Raw genomic sequence first — 21,743 nt, 5'->3', positions numbered from 1 at the left:
CCGCGGACCCCGCCCCGTCGACCCCATCATCGCCCTGCGCCCCTGGGAGGCTCCCGAACTGACCTCCTGGGGGCGTCTGCCGATGAACGCCGTCGACCGGCGCTCCGGAGCCCTCTCCCTGGACGGCGACTGGCGTTTCCAGCTGCTGCCCGCTCCGGACGCGCCGGTCGGCGGTCCCTGGTCCACGGCCCAGGTTCCCGGCGCCTGGACCCTGCAGGGCACGGACGACCTGCCGCAGTACACCAACGTCCGCATGCCGTTCCCCGACTTCCCGCCCGGCTCGCCCCACGCCAACCCGACGGGCGTGTACGAGCGTGAGGTGGACGTGCCGGGCGAGTGGGCCGGACACCGGATCGTGCTCCAGGTCGGGGCCGCCGAGAGCGTGCTGCTGGTGCACGTGGACGGGCGGCCCGTCGGTGTCTCCAAGGACTCCCACCTGGCCGCCGAGTTCGACCTGAGCGAGGTCGTGCGTCCCGGTGAGCGGTCCGTGCTGCGGCTCACCGTGGTCAAGTGGTCGGACGCCTCGCACATCGAGGACCAGGACCAGTGGTGGCACGGCGGCGTGACCCGGTCGGTGCTGCTGTACGCCACCGACCCGCTGCATCTCGCCGACGTGACCGTGCGCGCCGCCCACGACGGTGAGCTGCGCGTCGACTGCCGGGTGCGCGACGCGCGCGGCGCGCTGCCCGACGGCTGGTATGTCAGCGGTGAGCTGGAGGGCCGGGTGCTCACCCAGGACAGCGAGTTCGACCGCGTCAACACCGAGGACGACCGCGTCTCCGACTTCCTGGGCGAGGCCCGCATCCACACGGTCGTCCCGGACGTGCGCACCTGGAACGCCGAGACGCCCGAGCTGTACGACCTCACCGTCCGGCTGCACCGCCAGGACGGCACGGTCGCCGACAGCTCCCACCACCGCGTCGGCTTCCGCGACGTCGAGATCGCCGGCCGGGACCTGCTCGTCAACGGCGAGCGCGTCTTCATCCGGGGCGTCAACCGGCACGACTTCCACCCGCTGACCGGTAGGACGGTCACGCGGGAGGACATGCGCGCGGACCTCGTCCTGCTCAAACGCTTCGGCTTCAACGCCATCCGCACCTCCCACTACCCGAACGACCCCACGCTCTACGACCTCGCCGACGAGCTCGGCTTCTACGTCGTCGACGAGGCGGACATCGAGTCCCACGACCACGCCCACGAGATCGCCGACGACCCCCGCTATCTGAACGCCTTCGTGGACCGGGTCTCGCGCATGGTCCTGCGCGACAAGAACCATCCGTCGATCATCATCTGGTCGCTGGGCAACGAGTCCGACTACGGCGCCAACCACGACGCGGCGGCCGGCTGGCTGCGCCGCCACGACCCGACCCGGCCGGTCCAGTACGAGGGCGCGGCGAAGCTGGACTGGGCGGCGACCGACGACGCCTCCGACATCGCCTGCCCCATGTACGCCCCGCTGGAGGACTGTGTCGCCCACGCCCTGTCCGGCCGGCAGACCAGGCCCCTCATCCAGTGCGAGTACTCCCACGCGATGGGCAACAGCAACGGCACGCTGGCGGACCATTGGGCGGCCATCGAGTCCACCCCGGGGCTTCAGGGCGGGTTCATCTGGGAGTTCTGGGACCACGGAATCCTGCAACGCGTGAACGACGGCCAACCCGCCGGGCGCGCGGGCGCCGGGCTGTACGACAACGGTGTCACCGCGCCCGGCCACCGCTGGGCGTACGGCGGCGACTTCGGCGAGACCATCCACGACGGCGCGTTCATCGCCGACGGCGTGGTCTTCCCCGACCGCACCCCGAAGCCCTCCCTGTACGAGCACCGGGAGATCGCCGCGCCGGTGCGCATCGAGTGCTACAAGCACGAGGGCATCGTCCTCGGCAACCACCAGCACTTCCGCGCCCTTGACTGGCTGACCGGCACCTGGGAGCTGTCCCTGGCGGACGGCCGGACCCTGACCGCGCCGGCCGAACTGCCCGCGCTGCGGCCCGGCGAGACGGCGGCCGTGCCGCTGCCCTTCGAGGTGCCGCGGGACGGCGGCGAGGCCTGGCTGACGCTGCGGGTCACCGTGGCCGAGGACCAGCCGTGGGCGCCGGCCGGCACCGAGCTGTGCGTGCCGCAGGTCCGGCTGCGCGGGCCCGAGGCGCGTCAGGACACCGTCGTGGACCGGCCCGTCGAGGTCGACGACGAGGGCCTGCTGGTCCACCCCCTGCTGGCCTGTGCCCCCGCGCTGTCGCTGTGGCGGGCGCCCACCGACAACGACGAGCTGGGCGGCATGGCGCTGCGCTGGCGGACCTGGGGACTGGACTCGCTGGTCCGCAAGGTCGTGTCGGTACGGCGGGACGGCGGCCGGGTGAGCGTGGACGCCGAGTACGCCGGCACCGTCGGGGTGGTGCGGCACCGGCAGGTGTTCACGCCGGTCGAGGGCGGTGTCCGCGTCGACGAGGAGGCCGAACTGCCCGCGGAGTTCGACGACGTCGCCCGGGTCGGGTCGGTGTTCGAGACCGCGCCGGGCCTGGATCTGCTGGACTGGTTCGGACAGGGCCCCTGGGAGTCGTACCCCGACCGGACCTCCGGTGCGCCGGTCGGCCACCACTCCGCCCCCGTCGACGAGTTGTTCACCCCTTATCTGCGTCCCCAGGAGAGCGGCGGCCGGCACGGCGTACGGCACTTCACGCTGTCGGCACCGGACGCGACCGGTCTGGCGGTGGTACTGGACGAGCCGCGGCAGGTCTCCGTCACCCGGTATCGCGCCCAGGACCTGACGGCCGTCACCCACCACGACGAACTGGTGCCGCGCTCCGGCTGCGTGGTGCACATCGACGCGGCGCACCGGGGGCTGGGCACGGCCTCGTGCGGCCCCGACACCTTCCCCGAGTACCGCATCCCCGCGGGCGTCCACCGCTGGAGCTGGACCCTGCGCGTTCTGTAGAACCCCCCTTTCTTCGCCACCTTCACTTCGCCAGCTTCTCTTCGCCACCTTTACGGAGCACACGTGTGTACTTCGCATGACCACAACCAGGGCGAGGCCGCGCAGGCCGGTGCCGGAAGACGCAGCTTCCTGCGGGCCACGGCGCTGCTCGGCGCCGCCGCCACGGCCGCCGCCACGACCGGGGTCGCGCTGCCGGCCGTGGCCGAGGCCGCCGAGAAGGGCGGCCGGCGGCCGGACACGGACAGCCGCCGCTTCACGCTCGCGGTGATGCCCGACACCCAGTACCTCTTCGACGGCCCCAGCATCAACCCGGCGCCCATCGAGGCCTCCCTGCGCTATCTGCTGGAGCACGCCGAGGACGACAACATCGTCTTCCTGTCCCACCTCGGCGACCTCACCCAGAACGGCGCGGAGGCCGAGTTCGCCGCGATCAGCCAGGCGTTCGGGATCCTCGACCGGCGGGGCGTCGGCTACAGCGTGCTGGCCGGCAACCACGACATACGGTCCTCCACGGACGACCAGCGCGGTGCGAGCCCGTATCTGAACGCGTTCGGGCCGCAGCGTTTCAAGAGCAAGCCGACGTTCGGCGGCGCCTCCTCGGACGGCTACAACAGCTGTCACCTGTTCCGTGCGGCCGGTCGGGAGTGGCTGGTGCTCGCGCTGGACTGGCGGCTGTCGGCGAAGGGGTACGCCTGGGCGAAGGACGTCCTGGCCAAGCACCCGAAGACGCCGGTCATCCTGACCACGCACGAACTCGTCGTCGAGGACGACCAGTTGTCGGACTACGGCCAGCAGCTGTGGGACCAGTTGATCGCCGACCACGACCAGATCTTCCTCACCCTCAACGGCCACTACTGGCCCGCGGGTCGCGCCACGCGCAAGAACGCGGCCGGCAACGAGGTGCATCTGCACCTGACGAACTACCAGAACCGCTACTTCGGCGGCGCGGCGATGATCCGCCTCTACCACTTCGACCTGGACCGCGACGTCATCGACGTGGAGACGGTCTCGCCGTGGATCCTCGGCCGGGCGGGCAAGGGCCTGAACGAGCTGGAGCGGCAGGAGATCGAGCTCAGCGGCGACGCCGACCGCTTCTCGGTCGACATCGACTTCGCGGACCGCTTCTCCGGCTTCGACCCGGTACCCGCCCGTCCGGAGCGGCCCGCGTCGAGGATGCTGATCCCGGGGACGGTCGCCTACTGGCGGTTCGACGGGCCGGTCTCCGGGACCGTCCGTGACCTGTCCGGACGCGGCAACGACCTGGGCCTCGTCACGGTGGGCGGCGGCTCGCTCGGCTGGTCCGCCGACCACCACCCCGACCAGCCCGGCCACGGCAGCCTGGAGTTCCAGGGCTACAAGTCGCCGCTGAAGGGCGCGTACCTGAAGACGGTCGACGGTGCCCCGCTCAACTCGGCCACGTTCAAGGACGGTTACACCATCGAGGCGTTCTACCGCCTCCCCGCCGACTGGGACCCGGACCACAACGCCTGGTCCGGAATCGTCAGCCGCACCGGCACCGGAGGCGCCGCCGGCAAGACCGGCGACGACCCCGACGAACCGCTCGCCACCCTCTCCCTCTCCAACGACCGCGAGCCCCAGTGGGCCATGCGGCCGCTCAACCAGGAGGGCATCGCCACCAACTGGGGCCAGGAGACACCGCTGGAGACCTGGTGGCACCTCGCGGTCGTCAACGACGGCCGGCACACCACCCTCTACGTCGAGGGCTGCCCGGTCGTCCGCAACCCCAAGGCGGCCGCGATCGGCATCACCTCCGTCGGACTGCCCTGGCTGCTCGGCGGCTACGAGTACGCCGGCAAGATCGACCAGATCCTGCACGGCCGCCTCGGCGACGTGCGGATCGTCGCGCGGGCGCTGCCCGTCACCTCCTTCATGACCCACTGACGCCCTCGACGAGGACCTTCGAAAAGATCATGACCGAGCAGCAGCTGCCCTCCTGGGCCGATCCCTCCGTCTCCCCCGCCCACCTCGACGCCCAGGGCGTCTCCAGGCGTCAACTCCTGCGCCGTGCGGGCCTGTTCGGCGCCGCCTTCGCCCTCGGCCCGGCGGCCACCCCCGCGTTCGCCGCCCCGCGGCCCGGCTTCGGCGGCGAGGACCCGCGTCTGGCGTACCTCGTCGGGGACCACCATGTGCACTCCGTCTACAGCCACGACGCCAAGTACACGTTCTCCCAGCAGGCGCGGGCCGCCGCCAGGTACGGCCTGGACTGGATGGTGTTCAACGAGCACTCCAACTTCGGGCACGCCTACTACGGCGCGAAGATGGAGCACGCCGAGATCCTCAAGGCCCGCTCCGAGAACCCGCGCCAGCTGATCTTCCAGGGCCTGGAGTGGTACATCCCGGCCGCCGAGCACTGCACGGTCTTCGCGGCGCCCGGCCCCCACGAGACCGACCTGCTCACCCAGTTCGAGCTCGCCTACGACGGCAAGCTGCTCGGCTACACCGACGGCTCCGCCACGGGCACGGACACCGCCCGCAACGAGGCACACGCCGTCGCGGCCATCAAGTGGCTGGCGGAGCAGCGCCGTTCGGGATACGTCGACGACGTCCTTGTCCTCGCCAACCACCCGCTGCGGCTGGGCATCGACTCCCCGCACGAGATGCGCAACTGGCGGGACGCGGCCCCCGAGATCATGATCGGCATGGAGGGCGCGCCCGGCGCCCAGGGCGCCGCCATCCCGTCCCTGCGCGGCGCCACCTCCATCCGCGGCGAGTACGAGAACAAGCCGTCCGCGCAGTCCTGGGCGGGCTACCCGGCGGACGCCTATCTCACGTACGGCGGCTTCGACTGGGCCACCGCGACGGTCGGCGGCCTGTGGGACGCGATGCTCTCCGAGGGCCGCCTCTTCACGATCACCACCAACTCCGACAACCACCGCACGGTCTTCGACACCTGGAAGAACGGCGACTGGCCGGCCGGGCAGAACTTCGACAACACCGGCAAGCTGCCCGACCCGGTGAACACCGACACCCCGCAGCCGGGCAGCGACTTCTGGCCGGGCGAGTTCAGCCGCACCCACGTCGGCGTGACCCGCTACGGCTACCGCGCCGTGATGGCGGGCCTGCGCGCGGGCCGGGTCTGGCTGGACCACGGGCATCTGCTCGACGGGCTGGACGTCCGGGTGAAGCGGGACTGCGACGCCGGCCGGGGCGTGACGCTGGGCGGCCGGCTGCGCGTCCGCAGGGGCGAGCGGATCACCCTGTACGTCACCGTCACGACCGCCTCCCGGGCCAACCCGCAGGGCATCCTGCCGCAGTTGGCGCACGTGGACGTGATCCGGGGCGCGGTGCGCGGACCGGTGACCGACCGGGACACCTGGAAGGCCCCGGACACCAGGGTCGTCCAGAGCAGGGACGTCTCGGGCCGCAAGGGGACGTACACGCTGCGCGTCCCCATCACCGCCGGGGACGAGTCCTTCTACGTCCGGCTGCGCGGCAGCGACGGCAACCGGCACGGCGCGGGCTACCTGGGCGCGTCCGTGGACCCGCACGGGCCGGTCCCGCACGAGCCCGGAAACGGTGACCCGTGGGCGGACACCTGGTTCTACTCGAACCCGGTCTTCGTCGACGTGGCGGGCGGCTGAGCCGCACTGATCGATGACGTCGTACCGTGGGCCGCATGAACGGTGAGGAATCGTCCTTGCGGCCCCAGTCCCTGCTGCTCACCTTCCTGGGCGACCAGGTACTGGGACGGGACGTCTGTGTGTACTCGGGCAGCGTGATCGACGTGTTCGAGCGGGCGGGCGTGGGCGAGCAGGCGACGCGGTCGACGCTGACCCGGATGGTCAAGCGGGACCTGCTGCGGCGCCAGCGCGAGGGCCGCCGTATGTACTTCGGGCTCACCGAGCACTCCACGGCGGTCCTGCGCGACGGCGAGCGGCGCATCTGGCAGACGGGTGCCGTCAACCGGGACTGGGACGGCACCTGGACCCTGCTCGGTTTCTCGCTGCCGGAGTCCTGGCAGCGTCAGCGTCACGACCTGCGCTCCAAGCTCACCTGGAGCGGTTTCGGCCCGCTGTTCAGCGGCCTGTGGCTGGCGCCGGGCGAGGTCGACGTCTCGGAGCTGGTCTCCGAGCTGGGACTGTCGGCCCATGTGAAGGTCTTCCGCGCGCACGCCGACGCCGGCACGGACATCGGCGCGATGATCGAGGAGACCTGGGACCTGTCCGAACTCGCCGCCGGTTACCAGGAGTTCGTGCGGCGCTGGCAGCCCTGGGAGACCGCGACGGCGGCCCCCGAGGACGCCCTGGCCCGGCGGCTCGTCCTCCAGGCGGAGTGGCTGCGGATCATCCGCCGCGACCCCCGTCTGCCGGTGAAGCACCTGCCCGACGACTGGCCGGCGGAGCAGGCGGAGAAGACGTTCCGGGCGGTGTACGACCAGCTCACACCGCCCGCCCGGGACGCCGCGACGCGTCTTCTCGACCTGGTGCCGGTCCGCCCCGATCAGGCGTAGAAGCGGGACAGGCTCTGCAGGACGGCGGCGGGCTTGGTGCCGCCCTCGATCTCGATGGTGCCGTCGACGGTGATCTGCACCCCGCCCGGCACCTCCTCGACCTCCGCCAGCTTGCCGACCAGGCGGATGCGCGAGCCGACCTTCACCGGCGAGGGGAAACGGACCTTGTTCAGGCCGTAGTTGACCTTCGTGGTGACGCCCTGGACGTCCAGCAGCTCGGTGAACAGGGGGATGAAGAGGGAGAGGGTGAGGTAGCCGTGGGCGATCGGGGCGCCGAAGGGGCCCTCGGCGGCCTTCTCGGGGTCCACGTGGATCCACTGGTGGTCGCCGGTGGCGTCGGCGAAGGTGTTGATCCGCTCCTGGGTGACCTCGATCCACTCACTGGTGCCGAGGTCGCTGCCCGCGAGCTTCTTCAGTTCGTCGATGCCGTTGACGGTGATGCTCATGGAGTTCCTTAACTGTTGCCGTACCGGTTGCGGACACGGGACTTGAGGAGTTTCCCGGAGGCGGTGCGCGGCAGTTCGTCCGCCAGCACCACCGACTTGGGGATCTTGTACTTGGCGAGGCGTCCGGCCAGCGAGGCCAGCACCTCGTCGGGGTCGACCGTCACGCCCTCGCGGGGGACGACGACCGCCCGCGGCACCTCGCCCCACTTCTCGTCGGGCACGCCGATGACCGCGCACTCGACGATGCCGGGGTGGGCCAGGAGCAGGTCCTCTATCTCGGCGGGGTAGATGTTCTCGCCCCCGGAGATGATCATGTCCTTGATGCGGTCGACGATGTGGACGTACCCGTCCTCGTCGACCCGGGCCGCGTCCCCGCTGCGGAACCAGCCGTCCGCGAAGGAGGCGGCCGTCTCCTCGGGCAGGCCCCAGTAGCCGGGCATGACGTGCGGTCCGCGGACCACGACCTCGCCGGTCTCGCCGACGTCGACCGGTGTGAGGTCCGGCCTGACGACCCGCACGTCGCTGAAGAAGTGCGGCACGCCCGCCGAGCCCGCCTTGCTGACGGCGTGCTCCGCGTCCAGGAACAGCGTTCCGGGGGACGCCTCCGTCATGCCGTACCCCTGCAGGAAGGTCAGCCCCCGCTCCTGGTACGCGGCGATCAGCGGTGTCGAGACCGGGGAGCCGCCGCAGGTCAGGATGCGCAGGGAGGACAGGTCCGCGTCGGGCCAGCGCGGGTGCCGGGCCACCTGCTCGAACATGGTCGGCACGCCGAACATGAAGGTGATCCGGTGCTCCTCGATCAGGTCGAAGGTCGTGTTCGGGTCGAAGGCCTCGACCAGGACGCAGGTGCCGCCCTTCAGCAGCACCGGCAGCGTCAGCATGTTCAGGCCGGCCGTGTGGAACAACGGTGCGGAGACCAGGGCGCGTTCGTCGGCGATCAGGTCGTGGTCGATGAGGACGTTGACCGCGTTCCAGGTGAGGTTGGCGTGGGTGAGCATGGCGCCCTTGGGGCGGCCGGTCGTCCCCGAGGTGTACATGATGATGCAGGTGTCGTCGGGGGCGACGGGCCCGTCGACCGGTTCGGCCGGGGCGCCGGCCAGCGCCTCCTCGTACTCCGCGCCCACCTCGACGTACGCCCGTACGTCGGTGTCGCCCGGCAGCCCGGCGACCAGCCCCGCGTGCGAGGGGCCGTAGACGAGCGCCTTCGCGCCGGAGTCGGCGAGCTGGAAGGCGATCTCCGGGCCCGCGAGGCGGGTGTTGAGCGGCACGAACACCGCGCCCAGCGTGCCCGCCGCGAACAGGGTCTCCAGGTAGGAGGGGTGGTTCGGGCCGAGGTAGGCGATGCGGTCGCCGCGCCGGATGCCGCGCGAGCGCAGGGCATGGGCGAGGCGGGTGGTGCGGTCGTACAGCTGCGCGTACGTCAGCGAGGTGCCGCCGTGGATCAGGGCGGTGCGGTGCGGGGTCTTGCGGGCCCGGCGTGCGGGCCACGACCCCAGTCCCTCGTTGCGCATCTAGGGCCCCTTACGGCTTGGTCAGCCCGAGCAGGCGGGCGGCGTTCTCCTTGAGGATCCTCGGCTTGACCTCGTCCTTGACCGGCAGCTTCTCGAAGTCGGCGAGCCAGCGGTCGGGGGTCAGGACGGGGAAGTCGGAGCCGAAGAGGACCTTGTCCTTCAGCAGCGTGTTCGCGTACTGCACGAGCTGCGGCGGGAAGTACTTCGGCGACCAGCCGGACAGGTCGATGTGCACGCCCGGCTTGTGCGTGGCGACAGCGAGGGCCTCGTCCTGCCAGGGGAAGGACGGGTGCGCCAGGATGATCCTCAGATGCGGGAAGTCGGCGGCCACGTCGTCCACGTGGAGGGGGTTGGAGTACTTGAGCCTGATGCCGCCCCCGCCGGGGACTCCGGCGCCGATGCCCGTCTGACCGGTGTGGAAGAGGGCGATGGTGCCCGTCTCCTCGATCACCTCGTACAGGTCGTACGCCACCGAGCGGTCGTTGGGGAAGAAGCCCTGGATGCTCGGGTGGAACTTGAAGCCCTTGACCCCGTACTCCTCGACCAGCCGCCGGGCCTGCTTCACGCCCGCCTTGCCGCGGAAGGGGTCGATGGAGGCGAAGGGGATGAGGACGTCCGCGTTGGCGGCGGCGGCCTCGGCGACCTCCTCGTTCGGGACGGGCGCGGTGCCGGTCGCGGACTCGGCGTCCACCGTGAAGATCACGGCGGCCATCCTCCGCTCCCGGTAGTAGGCGGCCGTCTCCTCGAGGGTCGGCTTCCGCTTGCCCTCGACCTTGAAGTACGCGGAGGAGGCGTCGTGCAGGTCGTCGTCCAGGGAGGAGTGGCCCTTGGAGGAGACCTCCGCGTGGGTGTGGACGTCGATCGCGACCAGGTCGTCGACGTTCATCGAGGGGGACATCACGCCTCCGGGAACTTGGGCGCCGGGATGCCGACGCTCTGCGGCTCCGCGCCGAGGGAGGTGGCCCAGACGTCGGCCAGGCCCTGCGGGGTCCAGCCGCCGTCGGCGTACGCCGCCCTGATCTCCTGCGGATGCGACCAGAGTGCCACCTTGTCGCCGCCGATGCCGATGGCCTGGCCGGTGATCTGGCGAGCGGCCTCGGAGGCGAGGAAGGGCACGAGGGCCGCGCAGTCCTCGGGGGTGCCGAAGCCCTCGCCCTTGCGCAGGAAGTCCGGGAAGGGCTCGCCGTTCCTCAGGGCCTCGATGTACGGGGCGAAGGCGGGGATGGTCTCGGTCATCGCGGTGGCGGCCACCGGCACGATCGCGTTGACGGTGATGTTCGCCCGGCCCAGCTCCATCGACCAGGTGCGGGCCATGGCGGCGATGCCGGCCTTGGCGGCGGCGTAGTTCGTCTGCCCGAAGTTGCCGCGCTGGCCGGCCGGGGAGCCGACCAGGATCAGGGTGCCGCCCTCGCCCTGCTCGCGCATGCGCACGGCGGCGGCGCGGGCGCAGGTGAAGGTGCCCTTGAGGTGGGTGGTGATCACCGCGTCGAAGTCGTCGTCGGTCATCTTCCACAGCACCTTGTCGCGCAGGATGCCGGCGTTGGTGACCAGGACGTCCAGCCGCCCGAACTCCTCGACGGCCCGGTTCACCAGGCGGTCCGCGGCCTCGGAGGTGCCGACCGGGACGACCTCGGCGACGGCCCTGCCGCCCGCCTCGGTGATGGACTTCACGGCCGCCTCGGCCACGGCCTCGTCCACGTCGTTGACGACGACGGACGCGCCGTGGGCGGCCAGGGCGTGCGCGTAGGCCAGGCCGAGGCCCCGGCCGCTGCCGGTGACGACGGCGACCTTGCCGGTGAGATCGATGCTGGGCACGGGTTGAGTCCCTTCAACATGGGCTGCGGCTTCGAGATCGAAGCTAAGAGCAATAATTGTTGCCGTCAATAGTTGTTGGCGACCTCAGGGTGCGACATGCTGGAATCTGCACCGAGAGGCGCCCCGCCGCGGGGCCGAGACCAGGGAGCCCGCCATCAGCCGACAGCACGCCAAGAACGCAGCCTCGATCGACGCCGACGAGCCCTGGATGCGCGGCCTGCACGCGGACACGGGCTATCTGCTCTACCGGCTCGGTCTGCGCTCGGGGCAGTTGTTCAACACGTTCCTGCAGGAGTCGGGGCTGCGCCTGCGGCACTACGCCGTACTCCGCTTCCTCGCCGGCTCCGAGGGGGCCCTGCAGCGCGAGCTGAGCGCCCGGCTCGGGTACGACCCGAGCGCGATCGTCGGCCTGGTCGACGACCTGGAGAAGCTGGGCTTCGCCGAGCGCCGCCCCTCCCCCGACGACCGCCGCAGCCGCATCGTGGTCCTGACCGGGGACGGCCGCGCCTTCCTGCGCGACACGGACGAGGCGGGCCTGCGCGTGACCAACGACCTGCTGGGCCCCCTCGGTCCGGCCGAGCGGGAGACGCTGCACACACTGCTGCTGCGGATCGCCGAGGACGGACTGGGCTGATGTCGTGCGCGCACTCCGCCGAGGTTAATGTTGTGCAAGTTATTGACTGCCGAATCGTGAGTGCCTAACTTCACCGGGGTTTCGTCCCGCACGCCCCACCGGAAGGGACCTCATGTGAAGACCCGCATCCGCCTCGCCGCGCTGACCCTCACCCTCGGCGCGGCCGCCGCCGTACCCGCCCAGGCGGCCACGGACGCCCATGTCGAAGGCCGGCTCCCCTCGGGTGCCACGTACTCGATGGACGTGCCCGCCCACTGGAACGGCACCGTGCTGCTCTACAGCCACGGCTACCGCCCCGCCGGTGTGCCCAACCCGGCGCAGGACTCACCCGACGCGACCACCGCCGGCAAGCTGCTCGCCGAGGGCTACGCGCTCATCGGCTCCTCGTACGCCACGACCGGCTGGGCGGTGACCCAGGCGGTACCGGACCAGCTCGCCACCCTCGATGTGTTCACCACGGAGTTCGGCACCGCCCGGCGGACGATCGCCTGGGGCACCTCGTACGGCGGACTGGTCACCACGACCCTCGCCGAGCGGCACCCGGACCGCTTCGACGGCTCGCTGTCGATGTGCGGGCTGGTCCAGGGCGGGGTCGCCAACTGGAACAGCACCCTCGACCCCGTCTTCGCCCTGCGGACCCTGCTCGCGCCCGGCGAGAACATCCCGCTCACCGGCTTCGCCGACCAGGCGGCGGCCGTGAGCGCGGCCCAAGCCCTCACCTCGAAGGTCTCCGAGGCCCAGCAGAGCGCCGCCGGCCGCGCCCGCATCGCGCTCGCCGCCGCTCTGCACAACATCCCCGGCTACAACGACCCCTCGCAGACCCGGCCGGGCCCGACGGACTGGGACGGCCAGGAGCGCAACCAGTACACGGCCGTCTCCGGTCTGCTGCAGTTTCCCGCCTTCAGCTGGCGTCAGGAGGCGGAGAGCCGGGCCGGGGGCACCATGTCCTGGAACACCGGCGTCGACTACACCGCGATGCTGGGCCGGTCCCCGCTGTACAAAGAGGTGACGGAGCTCTACAAGGAGGCGGGACTGTCCTTGCGCACCGACCTCGCGGCCCTGAACCGCGCCCCCCGGATATCCGCCGACCCCGCGGCCGTCCGGTGGATGCGGCGCACCAGTGTGTTCGGCGGCCGGCTGAGCGACCCGCAGCTCGACATCCACACCACCGGCGACGGACTGATCCCGGTCCAGGCCGAGAGCGCCTACAGGCGGGCCGCCGTCGCGGCCGGATCCGGCCGACTGCTCAGCCAGGCGTACGTCGACGGCCCCGGACACTGCGCCTTCACCTCCGGCGAGATGCTCGGGGCGCTGCACACCCTGGAGCACCGCCTCGACACGGGCCGCTGGGACACCTCACCGGCGGTCCTCAACTCCCGTGCCGCGCGCGAGGATTCGACGTCCGCGGCACGGTACGTGAACTACCGTCCGGCCCCCTACCCCCGTCCCTACGACCTCGCGCACCCCGGAGACGCCCGGCCATGACCCTCCGCTCCGCGCCCGACCGGCTGCTGTCCGTGCTCGCAGCGTTCGACCACGAGCACCCGGCGCTGTCCCTGACGGACATCAGCCGACGGGCCGGGCTGACCCTCACCACCGCGCACCGCCTGGTCGGCGCGCTCACCGACTGGGGCGCGCTGGAGCGGGACGCGTCCGGCGTCTACCACGTCGGGCTCCGGCTCTGGGAGGTCGCGGCACTCGCCCCGCGCGGACTGGCACTGCGGCAGATCGCGCTGCCGTACCTGGAGGACCTGTACGAGGCCACCCACGAGAACGTGCAGATGGCGGTGCGGGACGGGCGGGAGGTCGTCTACATCGAGTGGCTGTCGGGGCGGTCGGCGGTCGGCGTGCACATCCGGGTCGGCGCGCGCTGGCCGCTGCACGCCACGGGGGTCGGGCTCGCGCTGCTGGCGCACGCGGACCCGGACTCCCAGGACGAGTACTGCGCGGGCCCGCTCGCGGCCTTCACGCCGTACACCATCACCGACCCGGCACGACTGCGCCGGGTGCTGGCCGAGGTACGGCGCACGGGGGTCGCGGTGAGCAGCCGGCAGGTCACCGACGACGCCCTGTCGGTGGCCGCACCGGTACGCGGACCGGGCGGCACGGTGACGGCCGCGGTGTCGGTGGTGGTGCCGCAGTCCGACGCCCAGATCCCGGTCCTCATACCGGCGGTACGGCTCGCGGCACGAGGAATCTCCCGAGCCCTGGGCTGGCGGCCGCCGAAGGAGCCCTGAGCGGCATCGCGAGGGCTGTCGGTCCCTGTTCCTCGGGGTTCCTCGGGGTTTCTCGGGTCGCATATCCCTCTCACCGGCGAGGCGCGGGCCTCCGCTCGTCGGGATACTGGAACGGCCCTTGTCCGAGGAGCCGCTCATGTCCCCGTCCTCCTGGATCCCGCGGATCGCCGCGCGGGTGCGTGCCGCCAATCCGTACGTCGTCGACACCGCCCTCGCCGCGCTCGTGCTGTTCGCCGTGTCCCTGCAGTGGCTGTTTCCCGACGAGGGCGACGACCGCCTCAGCCTGCTGGGCTGGCTGCTCGGCGCGGCGACCGCGGTGCCGCTGGTGTGGCGGCGGCGCGCGCCCTTCGCCACCGCGTGGGTGATCTCCGCGGCGACGCCCGCGATGGCCGTCTACCACGCGCCGCCGCCGGACGTGGTGTGGGGCGGCCTCGTCGTGCTGTACACGCTGGCCGCCCGCTCGCCCGCCTGGCAGCGCCGCCTGATGCTGGCGGGCTGGCTGCTCGGCACGACGCTGACCATGCAGCACAAGGAGAACGCGCGGCCCTTCGAGTACGCCTTCCATCTGCTGACGATCGTGTGCGCGTACGGGCTCGGCACGCTCGCCCGGGTGCAGCGCGCGTACACCGCCGCGGTCGAGGACCGGGCCCGGCGTCTGGAGGGCGAGCGGGCGGCGGACACCGCACGGGCCATCGCGCAGGAACGGGCCAGGATCGCCCGGGACATGCACGACGTCCTCGCCCACGCGGTGAGCCTGATGGTGGTGCAGGCGGAGGCGGGACCGGTCGTGGTGCGCAGCGATCCGCAGCGCGCGGAGGCCGCCTTCGACGCGATCGCGACGGCCGGCCGGGACGCGATGGCGCAGCTGCGGCGGATCCTCGGCGTGCTCAAGGAGGAGCCCCGCGACCGCACTTCACCCCAGCCGGGGACGGCGGCCCTGCCCGGGCTGGTGCGCCGGGTCGGTGAATCCACCGGGCTGCGCGTGGAGTTGCGCACGACGGGCGAGCCGAGGGCGCTGCCGCCGGACGCAGAGGTCGCCGCCTACCGGGTGGCGCAGGAGGCCCTGACGAACACCGTGAAGCATGCGTACGCTGCCTCGGCGACGGTCGAACTGGACTGGACGGAGGACGCGTTGACCCTGACGGTGACCGACGACGGACGGGGCCCGGCGGAGCCGGGCGGCGGACACGGGCTCATCGGCATCCAGGAGCGGGCCGCCGCCTGCGGAGGGAGCGCGGACACCGGACGGGGACCGGAGGGCGGCTTCCGGGTCGCCGTACGGCTGCCCGTCGCGGCGGACCGGCAGGCGGCGCTGGGGTGAGCATCCGCGTGGTCGTGGCCGACGACCAGGAACTCGTGCGCAGCGGGTTCAGCATGATCCTCGAAGCCCAGCAGGACATCGAGGTGGTCGCGGAGGCCGGGGACGGCGCCGAGGCGGTCGCGGCGGTGCACCGGCACGCGCCGGACGTGCTGCTCCTCGACATCCGCATGCCGGAGATGGACGGCCTGGAGGCGGCCCGGCGGGTGTGCGCCCGGTCCGCGTGCAAGGTCGTCATGCTGACGACGTTCGACCTCGACGAGTACGTGTACGAGGCGCTGTACGCGGGCGCCAGCGGCTTCCTCCTCAAGGACGTGCGCCGCGACGACCTGGTGCACGCCGTGCGGGTGGTCGCGGCCGGCGACTCCCTGCTCGCGCCCACGGTGACCCGGCGCCTGGTCGCGGACGTCGTCCGGCGCCGCCGGGAGGAGGCCGCCGCCTCGGCCACCCCGCAGCGTCTGGAGGTGTTGACCGCCCGCGAGACGGAGACCCTGCGGCTGCTGGCCCGCGGTCTGTCCAACGCCGAGATCGCCACGGCCTTCTTCGTCAGCGAGCACACCGTCAAGACCCACGTCAGCAACGTCCTGAGCAAGCTCGGCCTGCGGGACCGGGTGCAGGCGGTGATCTGCGCGTACGAGACGGGTCTGGTCGCACCCGGAGCTCCCTAGCCGAGTTCCTCGAAGAGGGTCAGCTGGAGCGCGCCCGGGGCCTCGAGCCGCGAGTTCAGGGAGTTCCAGGGCGTGCGGGTCGGCTCGGCGAGGACGCCGGCTCCGGCGGCGGCGAGCCGTGCCGTGACGGCGGTGGAGTCGTCCACCTGGAAGGCGACCCGGATCCGCCCGGCCACGCGCCGCCCCACCTCCACCTCGTCGATGAATGCGGCGTGCCCCGGATCGGTCAGCTCCAGGGCGGCCCGGCCCGCCTCCAGGATGGCGACCCGGCCGTCGGGAGACAAGAAGGCGGCACGCTCGGGCAGGCCGAGGACGTCCCGGTAGAAGCGCAGCGCCTCGTCGTAGTCGGACGCCGTGACGACGAGACGGAGTTCGCGGACGGGGGATTCCTCGGACACGGGGCGCTCCTCGACGGGCGGGTGTGGTGATTGCGTCAACCTCCGCCGCGACCGGAACGATTCCCGCCTCCCCCTGGAGGGTGAGCCGCAGCCCCGTCTCCCCCGCGCGGCCGAGGACTCGAAACCGCTCGCTCCGGCGATCCGGGGGCGCACCCGCCCGCACCAGCCTGGGGGCATGTCCACCGACGCCCCGCAGGGAGGGACCGTGCTCTCCGTCCTCGCCCGGACGGCCACCCGCCGTCCGCTCACCGTGATCCTGCTCTGGCTGCTCTTCCTGCTGCTCGGCTTCGGGCTCGGGACGGGCGTCTTCGGGCGGCTCTCCGACAACGTGCCCGACGTCCCCGGCACCGAGTCCGAGCACGCGGCCCAGTACCTCGACCGGACCGATCCGACCGGTGAGTCGATCACCGGGGTCGTGGCGGGCGTCGCGGTGACCGACGCCGGCCTGCGCACCCAGGTCGAACGGGCCGTCGCCGACGTGCGTCGCGTCCCCGGGGTCGCCGCCGTACCGGATCCGTACACCACCCGCGGGCTCACGGCGCGCGACGGGCGCGCCCTGATCGTCCCGGTCACCCTCGAGGGCGGTCTCGGCGACGACGCCGAGGAGAAGGCCGTCGACGCGGCCGCCGCGCGCATCAAGCGGATCGAGGCGCCCGACGTGCACGTCAGCGGCGGCCCGTTGCTGGGCAAGCAACTCGGCGAACGGGCCCAGGAGGACGTGCGCAACGCCGAGTTGATCTCCCTGCCCGTCGTACTCGCCCTGCTGCTCGTGGTGTTCGGCGGTCTGCGCGCGGCCGGGCTGCCGCTCGTGATCGCGGTCAGCGGGATCGCGGGCGCGTTCCTGGCGCTGTCCGGCTTCAGCCAGGTCACCGACATCTCGGTGTACGCGATCCAGGTCACCACCATGCTGGGGCTCGGACTCGCCGTGGACTACGCCCTGTTGATGCTGGTCCGCTTCCGCGAGGAACGCCGGCACACCGAGGACGTGGTCGAGGCCGTGCACCGTACGGTCGCGGCGGCCGGGCGGACCGTGCTGTTCTCCGGACTCACCGTCGCCGTCAGCCTCACCGGACTGCTGGTCTTCCCGAGCGTGTTCCTGCGCAGCATGGGCCTCGCGGTGGCGGCGGTCGTGGTCGTCGACATGCTGGCCGCGGTGACGCTGCTGCCCGCGCTGCTGACGCGGTTCGGCGCGCGGATCGCCCCCGCGAAGGCCCGGCCGGAGGGCGAGGAGGGCCGCTTCTTCGCCCGCCTCGCGCGCTTCGCCGCCCGCCGCCGGATCGCCGTGCTCGCAGCCGTCGTACCGGCCCTGCTGGTCCTCGCCCTGCCCGTCACCGGCATGCGGATCGAGATCGGGGACGCCACCCAGCTCCCGTCGAGCACCGAGGCACGGCAGTTGTACGACACCGTCGGCGCCCACTTCGCGCCCGGTACGGGCGTCTCGCCGGTCACGGTCGTCCTGAAGCCCGGCACCGACGCGGTGACCGCCGACCGGATCCGCGCCCTCTCCCAGGCCGCCGAGGTCCGTGCGCTGCCCGGCGGGGTGAGGGTCGTGCAGTTGCAGCCCTCCGGCCGGGTCGACGGCGCGGCGGCGACCGGTCTGGTGCATCGTGTGCGGGAGCTGCGCGGCTCGCAGCCCGTGCAGGTCACCGGGCAGGCCGCCCGGCTCGTGGACTTCCGCGCGATGCTCGCCGACCGGGCGCCCTGGGCCGCCCTGACCGTGCTCGTGGGCATCTTCGCGCTGCTGTTCGCCTTCACGGGCTCGGTGCTGATCCCGCTGCGCACGATCCTGACCACGCTGCTCAGCCTGGGCGCCGCGCTCGGTGTGGTGGTGTGGGTCTTCCAGGACGGTCATCTGGCCGGCGCGCTGGGCGCCGAGGGCCTGGGTGCCCTGAGTCTGACCGCGCCACCGCTGATCGTGGCCATCGCCTTCGGACTGGCCATGGACTACGAGCTGTTCATCCTGGCCCGGATGCGCGAGGCGCGCCGGCTGACCGGGGACGACCAGGAGGCCGTGGTGACCGGTCTGCGCCGCTCCGGGCGCGTGGTGACCTGCGCCGCGCTGCTGCTGGCCGTCGTCTTCGGCGCCTTCATGACCGGCGGCTTCTCCCCGATCCTGCAGATCGGCCTCGGACTGACCCTCGCGGTGCTGATCGACGCGACGGTCGTACGGATGCTGCTGGTCCCGGCGACGATGGCGCTGCTGGGGCGGCGGGCGTGGTGGGCGCCGAGGCCGCTGCGGCGGGCGCACGAGCGGTTCGGGGTGAGCGAGGAGGCAGCGGAGCCGGTCGAGCTGGCGAGCCGCTGAACCGAAAGGCACTGAACCGAAAGGCACTGAAGCGGAACGGCCGGGCCCCCGGGGAGTCCTCACCGGAATCTCAGGAAGCGGCCCGGCCTTTCAAAGGATCAGCACATACGCGCCGCGCAGGATCCATCCGGACAAGGTGGAAATCCCAGGAAGGCCTGCCGTGGGCGTCTCGCACATATCGAACCGGTCCTCGCAGCGGTCGGGGAGGTGGTCCCGGCGCGGTGTGCTCGGCGCGCTCGGCGTCGTACCGGCCGCCGCCGTACTGAGCGGGTGCAGCGGTTCGGCGGGCGCCTCCGAGGACACGGCCACGCCCGCCGCGTCCGCGAAGGCGGCGGCGAGGAGGCCGGTGGTCTCGGTCACCCCCGCCGACGGCACCAGGAAGGCCGACTTCGCGAACCCGGTCGAGGTCACCGTGACCGGCGGCACGCTCGCGTCGGTCAAGGTCACCGGCAACGACGGCTCGACGCTGGCCGGTTCGTTCAACGCGGCCAGGACCCGGTGGACGTCGGCGAGAAACCCTTACTCGGGCACGAAGTACACGGTGACCGCCACCCCGGAGGGCAGCTCGGCGCGGACCGCGACCTTCACCACCAAGTCGCCCGGCGAGACCTTCGTCGGCTACTTCACGCCCGAGGCGGACTCGACCTCCGGCGTCGGCATGCCCGTGTCGATCAACTTCACGCACGCCGTGAAGGACAGGGCGGCCGTGCAGAAGGCCATCACCGTCACCGCCGAGCCCGCCGTCGAGGTCGTCGGCCACTGGTTCAGCGACACCCGGCTGGACTTCCGGCCCGAGACGTACTGGGCGTCCGGCACGAAGATCACCCTCAGCCTGCGTCTGAAGGACGTCCAGGGCACCGAGGGCGTCTACGGCGTCCAGCACAAGGACGTCACCTTCCACATCGGCCGCGCCCAGATCAGCACCGTCGACCTGGCGGGCAAGGAGATGGTGGTCGAGCGGGACGGGGAGACCATCGCCACCTACCCGGTCTCCGGCGGCGACGCCCGGCACACCACCTGGTCCGGGATCATGGTGATCAGCGAGCGGTTCCAGCAGACCCGGATGGAGTCCTCCACGGTCGGCCTCGGCGACGAGTACGACATCCCGGACGTGCCGCACGCCCAGCGCCTGACCACCTCGGGCACCTTCGTGCACGGCAACTACTGGGCGTCCACCTCGGTGTTCGGCCACGAGAACACCAGTCACGGCTGCGTCGGTCTGCACGACGCGAAGGGCGCGAACGACCCCGACGTGGACGGCTACAAGTTCTACAAGAGCTCAATGCTCGGGGACGTCGTCATCGTCAGGAACTCCGGCGAGCGGACGGTGGATCCGGCCAACGGTCTCAACGGCTGGAACCTGTCGTGGGACCGGTGGAAGGCGGGGAGCGCCGTCTAGGGGCCTTCGCAACAGGTCCTGGCACAAACGGCATTCATGGGGTGAACTCACCCGCGCCGGAAGGACTTTCCTTGTTTTAAGTCTTGACGACCGGTGTGAGCGGGAGCACATTGGGGCCACTTTGAGAGCGCTCTCAATCGGCACCCCGCAGCCATCCCCGTACCCGAGAGGCACCCCCATGAGTGCAAGCTCCGGCACACCGAGACGGCGACGCGCGCTCGTCGCCGTCCTCAGCACGCTCGGCCTGGCGGCCGCGCTCGCCACGGCCGCCACCCAGTCCGCCGACGCCTCCGCCCCCACACCCCCGTCGGGCTGGACCCAGGTCTTCCTCGACGACTTCAACGGCTCGGCCGGCACCGGCGTCTCCACCTCCAACTGGCAGTACGACACCGGCACTTCCTATCCGGGCGGCCCCGCCAACTGGGGCACCTCCGAGGTCGAGACGATGACCAGCAGCACCAGCAACGTCGCCCTCGACGGCAGCGGCAACCTGAAGATCACCCCGATCCGGGACGCGGCCGGCAACTGGACCTCGGGCCGTATCGAGACCAACCGCACCGACTTCCAGCCCCCGGCGGGCGGCAAGCTGCGCGTCGAGGCACGGATCCAGATGCCGAACGTCACCGGGAACGCGGCGGCCGGCTACTGGCCGGCGTTCTGGATGCTGGGCGCGCCATACCGCGGCAACTACCAGAACTGGCCGAGCGTCGGCGAGCTCGACATCATGGAGAACGTCAACGGCATCAACAAGACCTGGGCCACCATGCACTGCGGCACGGCCTCGGGCGGCCCCTGCAACGAGACGACGGGCCTGGGCAATTCGACGGCCTGCCCCAACACGACCTGCCAGTCCGGCTTCCACACCTACACCATGGAGTGGGACCGCTCGGTCAGCCCCGAGGCGATCCGCTTCTCCGTCGACGGCGTCACCTACCAGACGGTGACGGCCGGTCAGGTGGACGCGACGACCTGGGCCAACGCCACCAACCACGGTTTCTTCGTCATCCTGAACGTGGCGATGGGCGGCGCCTTCCCGGCCGCGTTCGGCGGCGGACCGACCAGCGCCACCGAGTCCGGACATCCGATGCTGGTGGACTACGTCCAGGTGCTGTCGTCCGGTGGGAGCGGTACCACCCCTCCACCGTCCGGCAACCGTGACGCCTACAGCGCCATCCAGGCGGAGTCGTACGACAGCCAGTCCGGCGTCAGCACCGAGACCACCTCGGACACCGGTGGCGGACAGGACGTCGGCTACATAGCCAACGGCGACTGGGCTCTCTACAAGGGCGTCAACTTCGGCTCCACGGCGGCCAGGCAGTTCTACGCCCGGGTGGCGAGCGGCGCGGCGAGCGGGGTGAGCGGCCTAGTCCAGGTGCGCCTCGACAGCGCCACCGGCACACCCGTCGGCAGCTTCGCCGTCGCCAACACCGGCGGCTGGCAGTCCTGGACGACGATCCCGGCCAACATCAGTGACGTCACCGGCACCCACGACGTCTATCTGACCTTCTCCAGCGGCCAGCCGGCGGACTTCGTGAACGTCAACTGGTTCGACTTCGGTCACTGACGGCACGGTTCACGGAGAGAGGGGCCCCACGCCCAGGGCGTGGGG

General features: G+C 71.7%; 17 protein-coding genes. 12 read left to right on the top strand and 5 right to left on the bottom strand.

The annotated features are described in order from the left end of the window. Positions 1-25 precede the first annotated feature (25 nt). From GRC12_RS01755 to GRC12_RS01740, 4 genes are all read left to right on the top strand, one after another. Positions 26-2,932: a glycoside hydrolase family 2 TIM barrel-domain containing protein gene (locus GRC12_RS01755; protein ID WP_208776822.1), complete on the top strand. Its 2,907-nt coding sequence runs from the start codon at positions 26-28 to the stop codon at positions 2,930-2,932. Between the two features lie 63 nt (positions 2,933-2,995). Further along, positions 2,996-4,834 carry a LamG-like jellyroll fold domain-containing protein gene (locus tag GRC12_RS01750; RefSeq protein ID WP_208776812.1) on the top strand — a complete coding sequence of 613 codons (1,839 nt, stop codon included), beginning with the start codon at positions 2,996-2,998 and terminating at the stop codon, positions 4,832-4,834. Between the two features lie 29 nt (positions 4,835-4,863). Then, entirely contained in the window at positions 4,864-6,534 is a 1,671-nt protein-coding gene (locus GRC12_RS01745) for a histidinol-phosphatase (RefSeq protein WP_208776811.1), read from the top strand. A gap of 35 nt (positions 6,535-6,569) precedes the next feature. Beyond that, positions 6,570-7,403, top strand: a complete 834-nt coding sequence (locus tag GRC12_RS01740) for a PaaX family transcriptional regulator (protein WP_208776810.1) — start codon at positions 6,570-6,572, stop codon at positions 7,401-7,403. Here GRC12_RS01740 and GRC12_RS01735 read toward each other — a convergent pair. From GRC12_RS01735 to GRC12_RS01720, 4 genes are read right to left on the bottom strand one after another with little or no spacing between them, the layout of a single operon-like run. Further along, complete coding sequence (locus GRC12_RS01735; protein ID WP_133041982.1) at positions 7,394-7,849, bottom strand: MaoC family dehydratase; 456 nt, start codon at positions 7,847-7,849, stop codon at positions 7,394-7,396. The genes GRC12_RS01740 and GRC12_RS01735 overlap by 10 nt on opposite strands. A gap of 8 nt (positions 7,850-7,857) precedes the next feature. Further along, complete coding sequence (locus tag GRC12_RS01730; RefSeq protein ID WP_208776809.1) at positions 7,858-9,360, bottom strand: acyl-CoA synthetase; 1,503 nt, start codon at positions 9,358-9,360, stop codon at positions 7,858-7,860. Positions 9,361-9,370: 10 nt separating this feature from the next. Beyond that, on the bottom strand, positions 9,371-10,246 hold the full coding sequence (locus GRC12_RS01725; protein ID WP_208776821.1) for an amidohydrolase family protein: 876 nt from the start codon (positions 10,244-10,246) through the stop codon (positions 9,371-9,373). Positions 10,247-10,257: 11 nt separating this feature from the next. Further along, entirely contained in the window at positions 10,258-11,175 is a 918-nt protein-coding gene (locus tag GRC12_RS01720) for an SDR family NAD(P)-dependent oxidoreductase (protein ID WP_308286446.1), read from the bottom strand. A gap of 208 nt (positions 11,176-11,383) precedes the next feature. Between GRC12_RS01720 and GRC12_RS01715 the strand changes: the two genes are divergently transcribed. The 5 genes from GRC12_RS01715 to GRC12_RS01695 all read left to right on the top strand — a co-directional run bounded on the left by GRC12_RS01715 (position 11,384) and on the right by GRC12_RS01695 (position 16,032). After that, positions 11,384-11,809: a MarR family winged helix-turn-helix transcriptional regulator gene (locus GRC12_RS01715; protein ID WP_208776808.1), complete on the top strand. Its 426-nt coding sequence runs from the start codon at positions 11,384-11,386 to the stop codon at positions 11,807-11,809. A gap of 114 nt (positions 11,810-11,923) precedes the next feature. Further along, positions 11,924-13,294, top strand: a complete 1,371-nt coding sequence (locus GRC12_RS01710) for an alpha/beta fold hydrolase (RefSeq protein ID WP_208776807.1) — start codon at positions 11,924-11,926, stop codon at positions 13,292-13,294. Beyond that, positions 13,291-14,046, top strand: a complete 756-nt coding sequence (locus GRC12_RS01705; protein WP_208776806.1) for an IclR family transcriptional regulator — start codon at positions 13,291-13,293, stop codon at positions 14,044-14,046. The genes GRC12_RS01710 and GRC12_RS01705 overlap by 4 nt, the downstream gene beginning before the upstream one ends. A 136-nt stretch (positions 14,047-14,182) precedes the next feature. After that, positions 14,183-15,367, top strand: a complete 1,185-nt coding sequence (locus GRC12_RS01700) for a sensor histidine kinase (RefSeq protein WP_208776805.1) — start codon at positions 14,183-14,185, stop codon at positions 15,365-15,367. Beyond that, positions 15,364-16,032 carry a response regulator gene (locus tag GRC12_RS01695; protein ID WP_208776804.1) on the top strand — a complete coding sequence of 223 codons (669 nt, stop codon included), beginning with the start codon at positions 15,364-15,366 and terminating at the stop codon, positions 16,030-16,032. Before GRC12_RS01700 ends, GRC12_RS01695 begins: the two co-directional genes overlap by 4 nt. On the opposite strand, the gene GRC12_RS01690 is transcribed toward GRC12_RS01695, so the two are convergent. Further along, positions 16,029-16,430 carry a VOC family protein gene (locus GRC12_RS01690; protein WP_208776803.1) on the bottom strand — a complete coding sequence of 134 codons (402 nt, stop codon included), beginning with the start codon at positions 16,428-16,430 and terminating at the stop codon, positions 16,029-16,031. The two genes, GRC12_RS01695 and GRC12_RS01690, sit on opposite strands and share 4 nt — an antisense overlap. A gap of 205 nt (positions 16,431-16,635) precedes the next feature. On the opposite strand from GRC12_RS01690, the gene GRC12_RS01685 reads away from it, so the two are divergent. The 3 genes from GRC12_RS01685 to GRC12_RS01675 all read left to right on the top strand — a co-directional run bounded on the left by GRC12_RS01685 (position 16,636) and on the right by GRC12_RS01675 (position 21,698). Then, a complete protein-coding gene (locus GRC12_RS01685) occupies positions 16,636-18,735 on the top strand; it encodes an MMPL family transporter (protein WP_208776819.1) in 2,100 nt (699 codons plus the stop codon). A 160-nt stretch (positions 18,736-18,895) separates the two neighbouring features. Then, positions 18,896-20,134, top strand: coding sequence for a L,D-transpeptidase (locus tag GRC12_RS01680; protein ID WP_208776802.1), 1,239 nt, complete (start codon positions 18,896-18,898; stop codon positions 20,132-20,134). Between the two features lie 178 nt (positions 20,135-20,312). Further along, a complete protein-coding gene (locus tag GRC12_RS01675) occupies positions 20,313-21,698 on the top strand; it encodes a glycoside hydrolase family 16 protein (protein ID WP_208776801.1) in 1,386 nt (461 codons plus the stop codon). Positions 21,699-21,743 lie beyond the last annotated feature (45 nt).

The sequence above is a fragment of the Streptomyces griseorubiginosus genome (genome assembly GCF_017614965.1).
In the GTDB taxonomy this organism is placed as follows: Bacteria; Actinomycetota; Actinomycetes; order Streptomycetales; family Streptomycetaceae; genus Streptomyces; species Streptomyces griseorubiginosus_B.
Note: the sequence above shows the minus strand (reverse complement) of the source record. Positions and strands in the feature narration are given on the sequence as shown.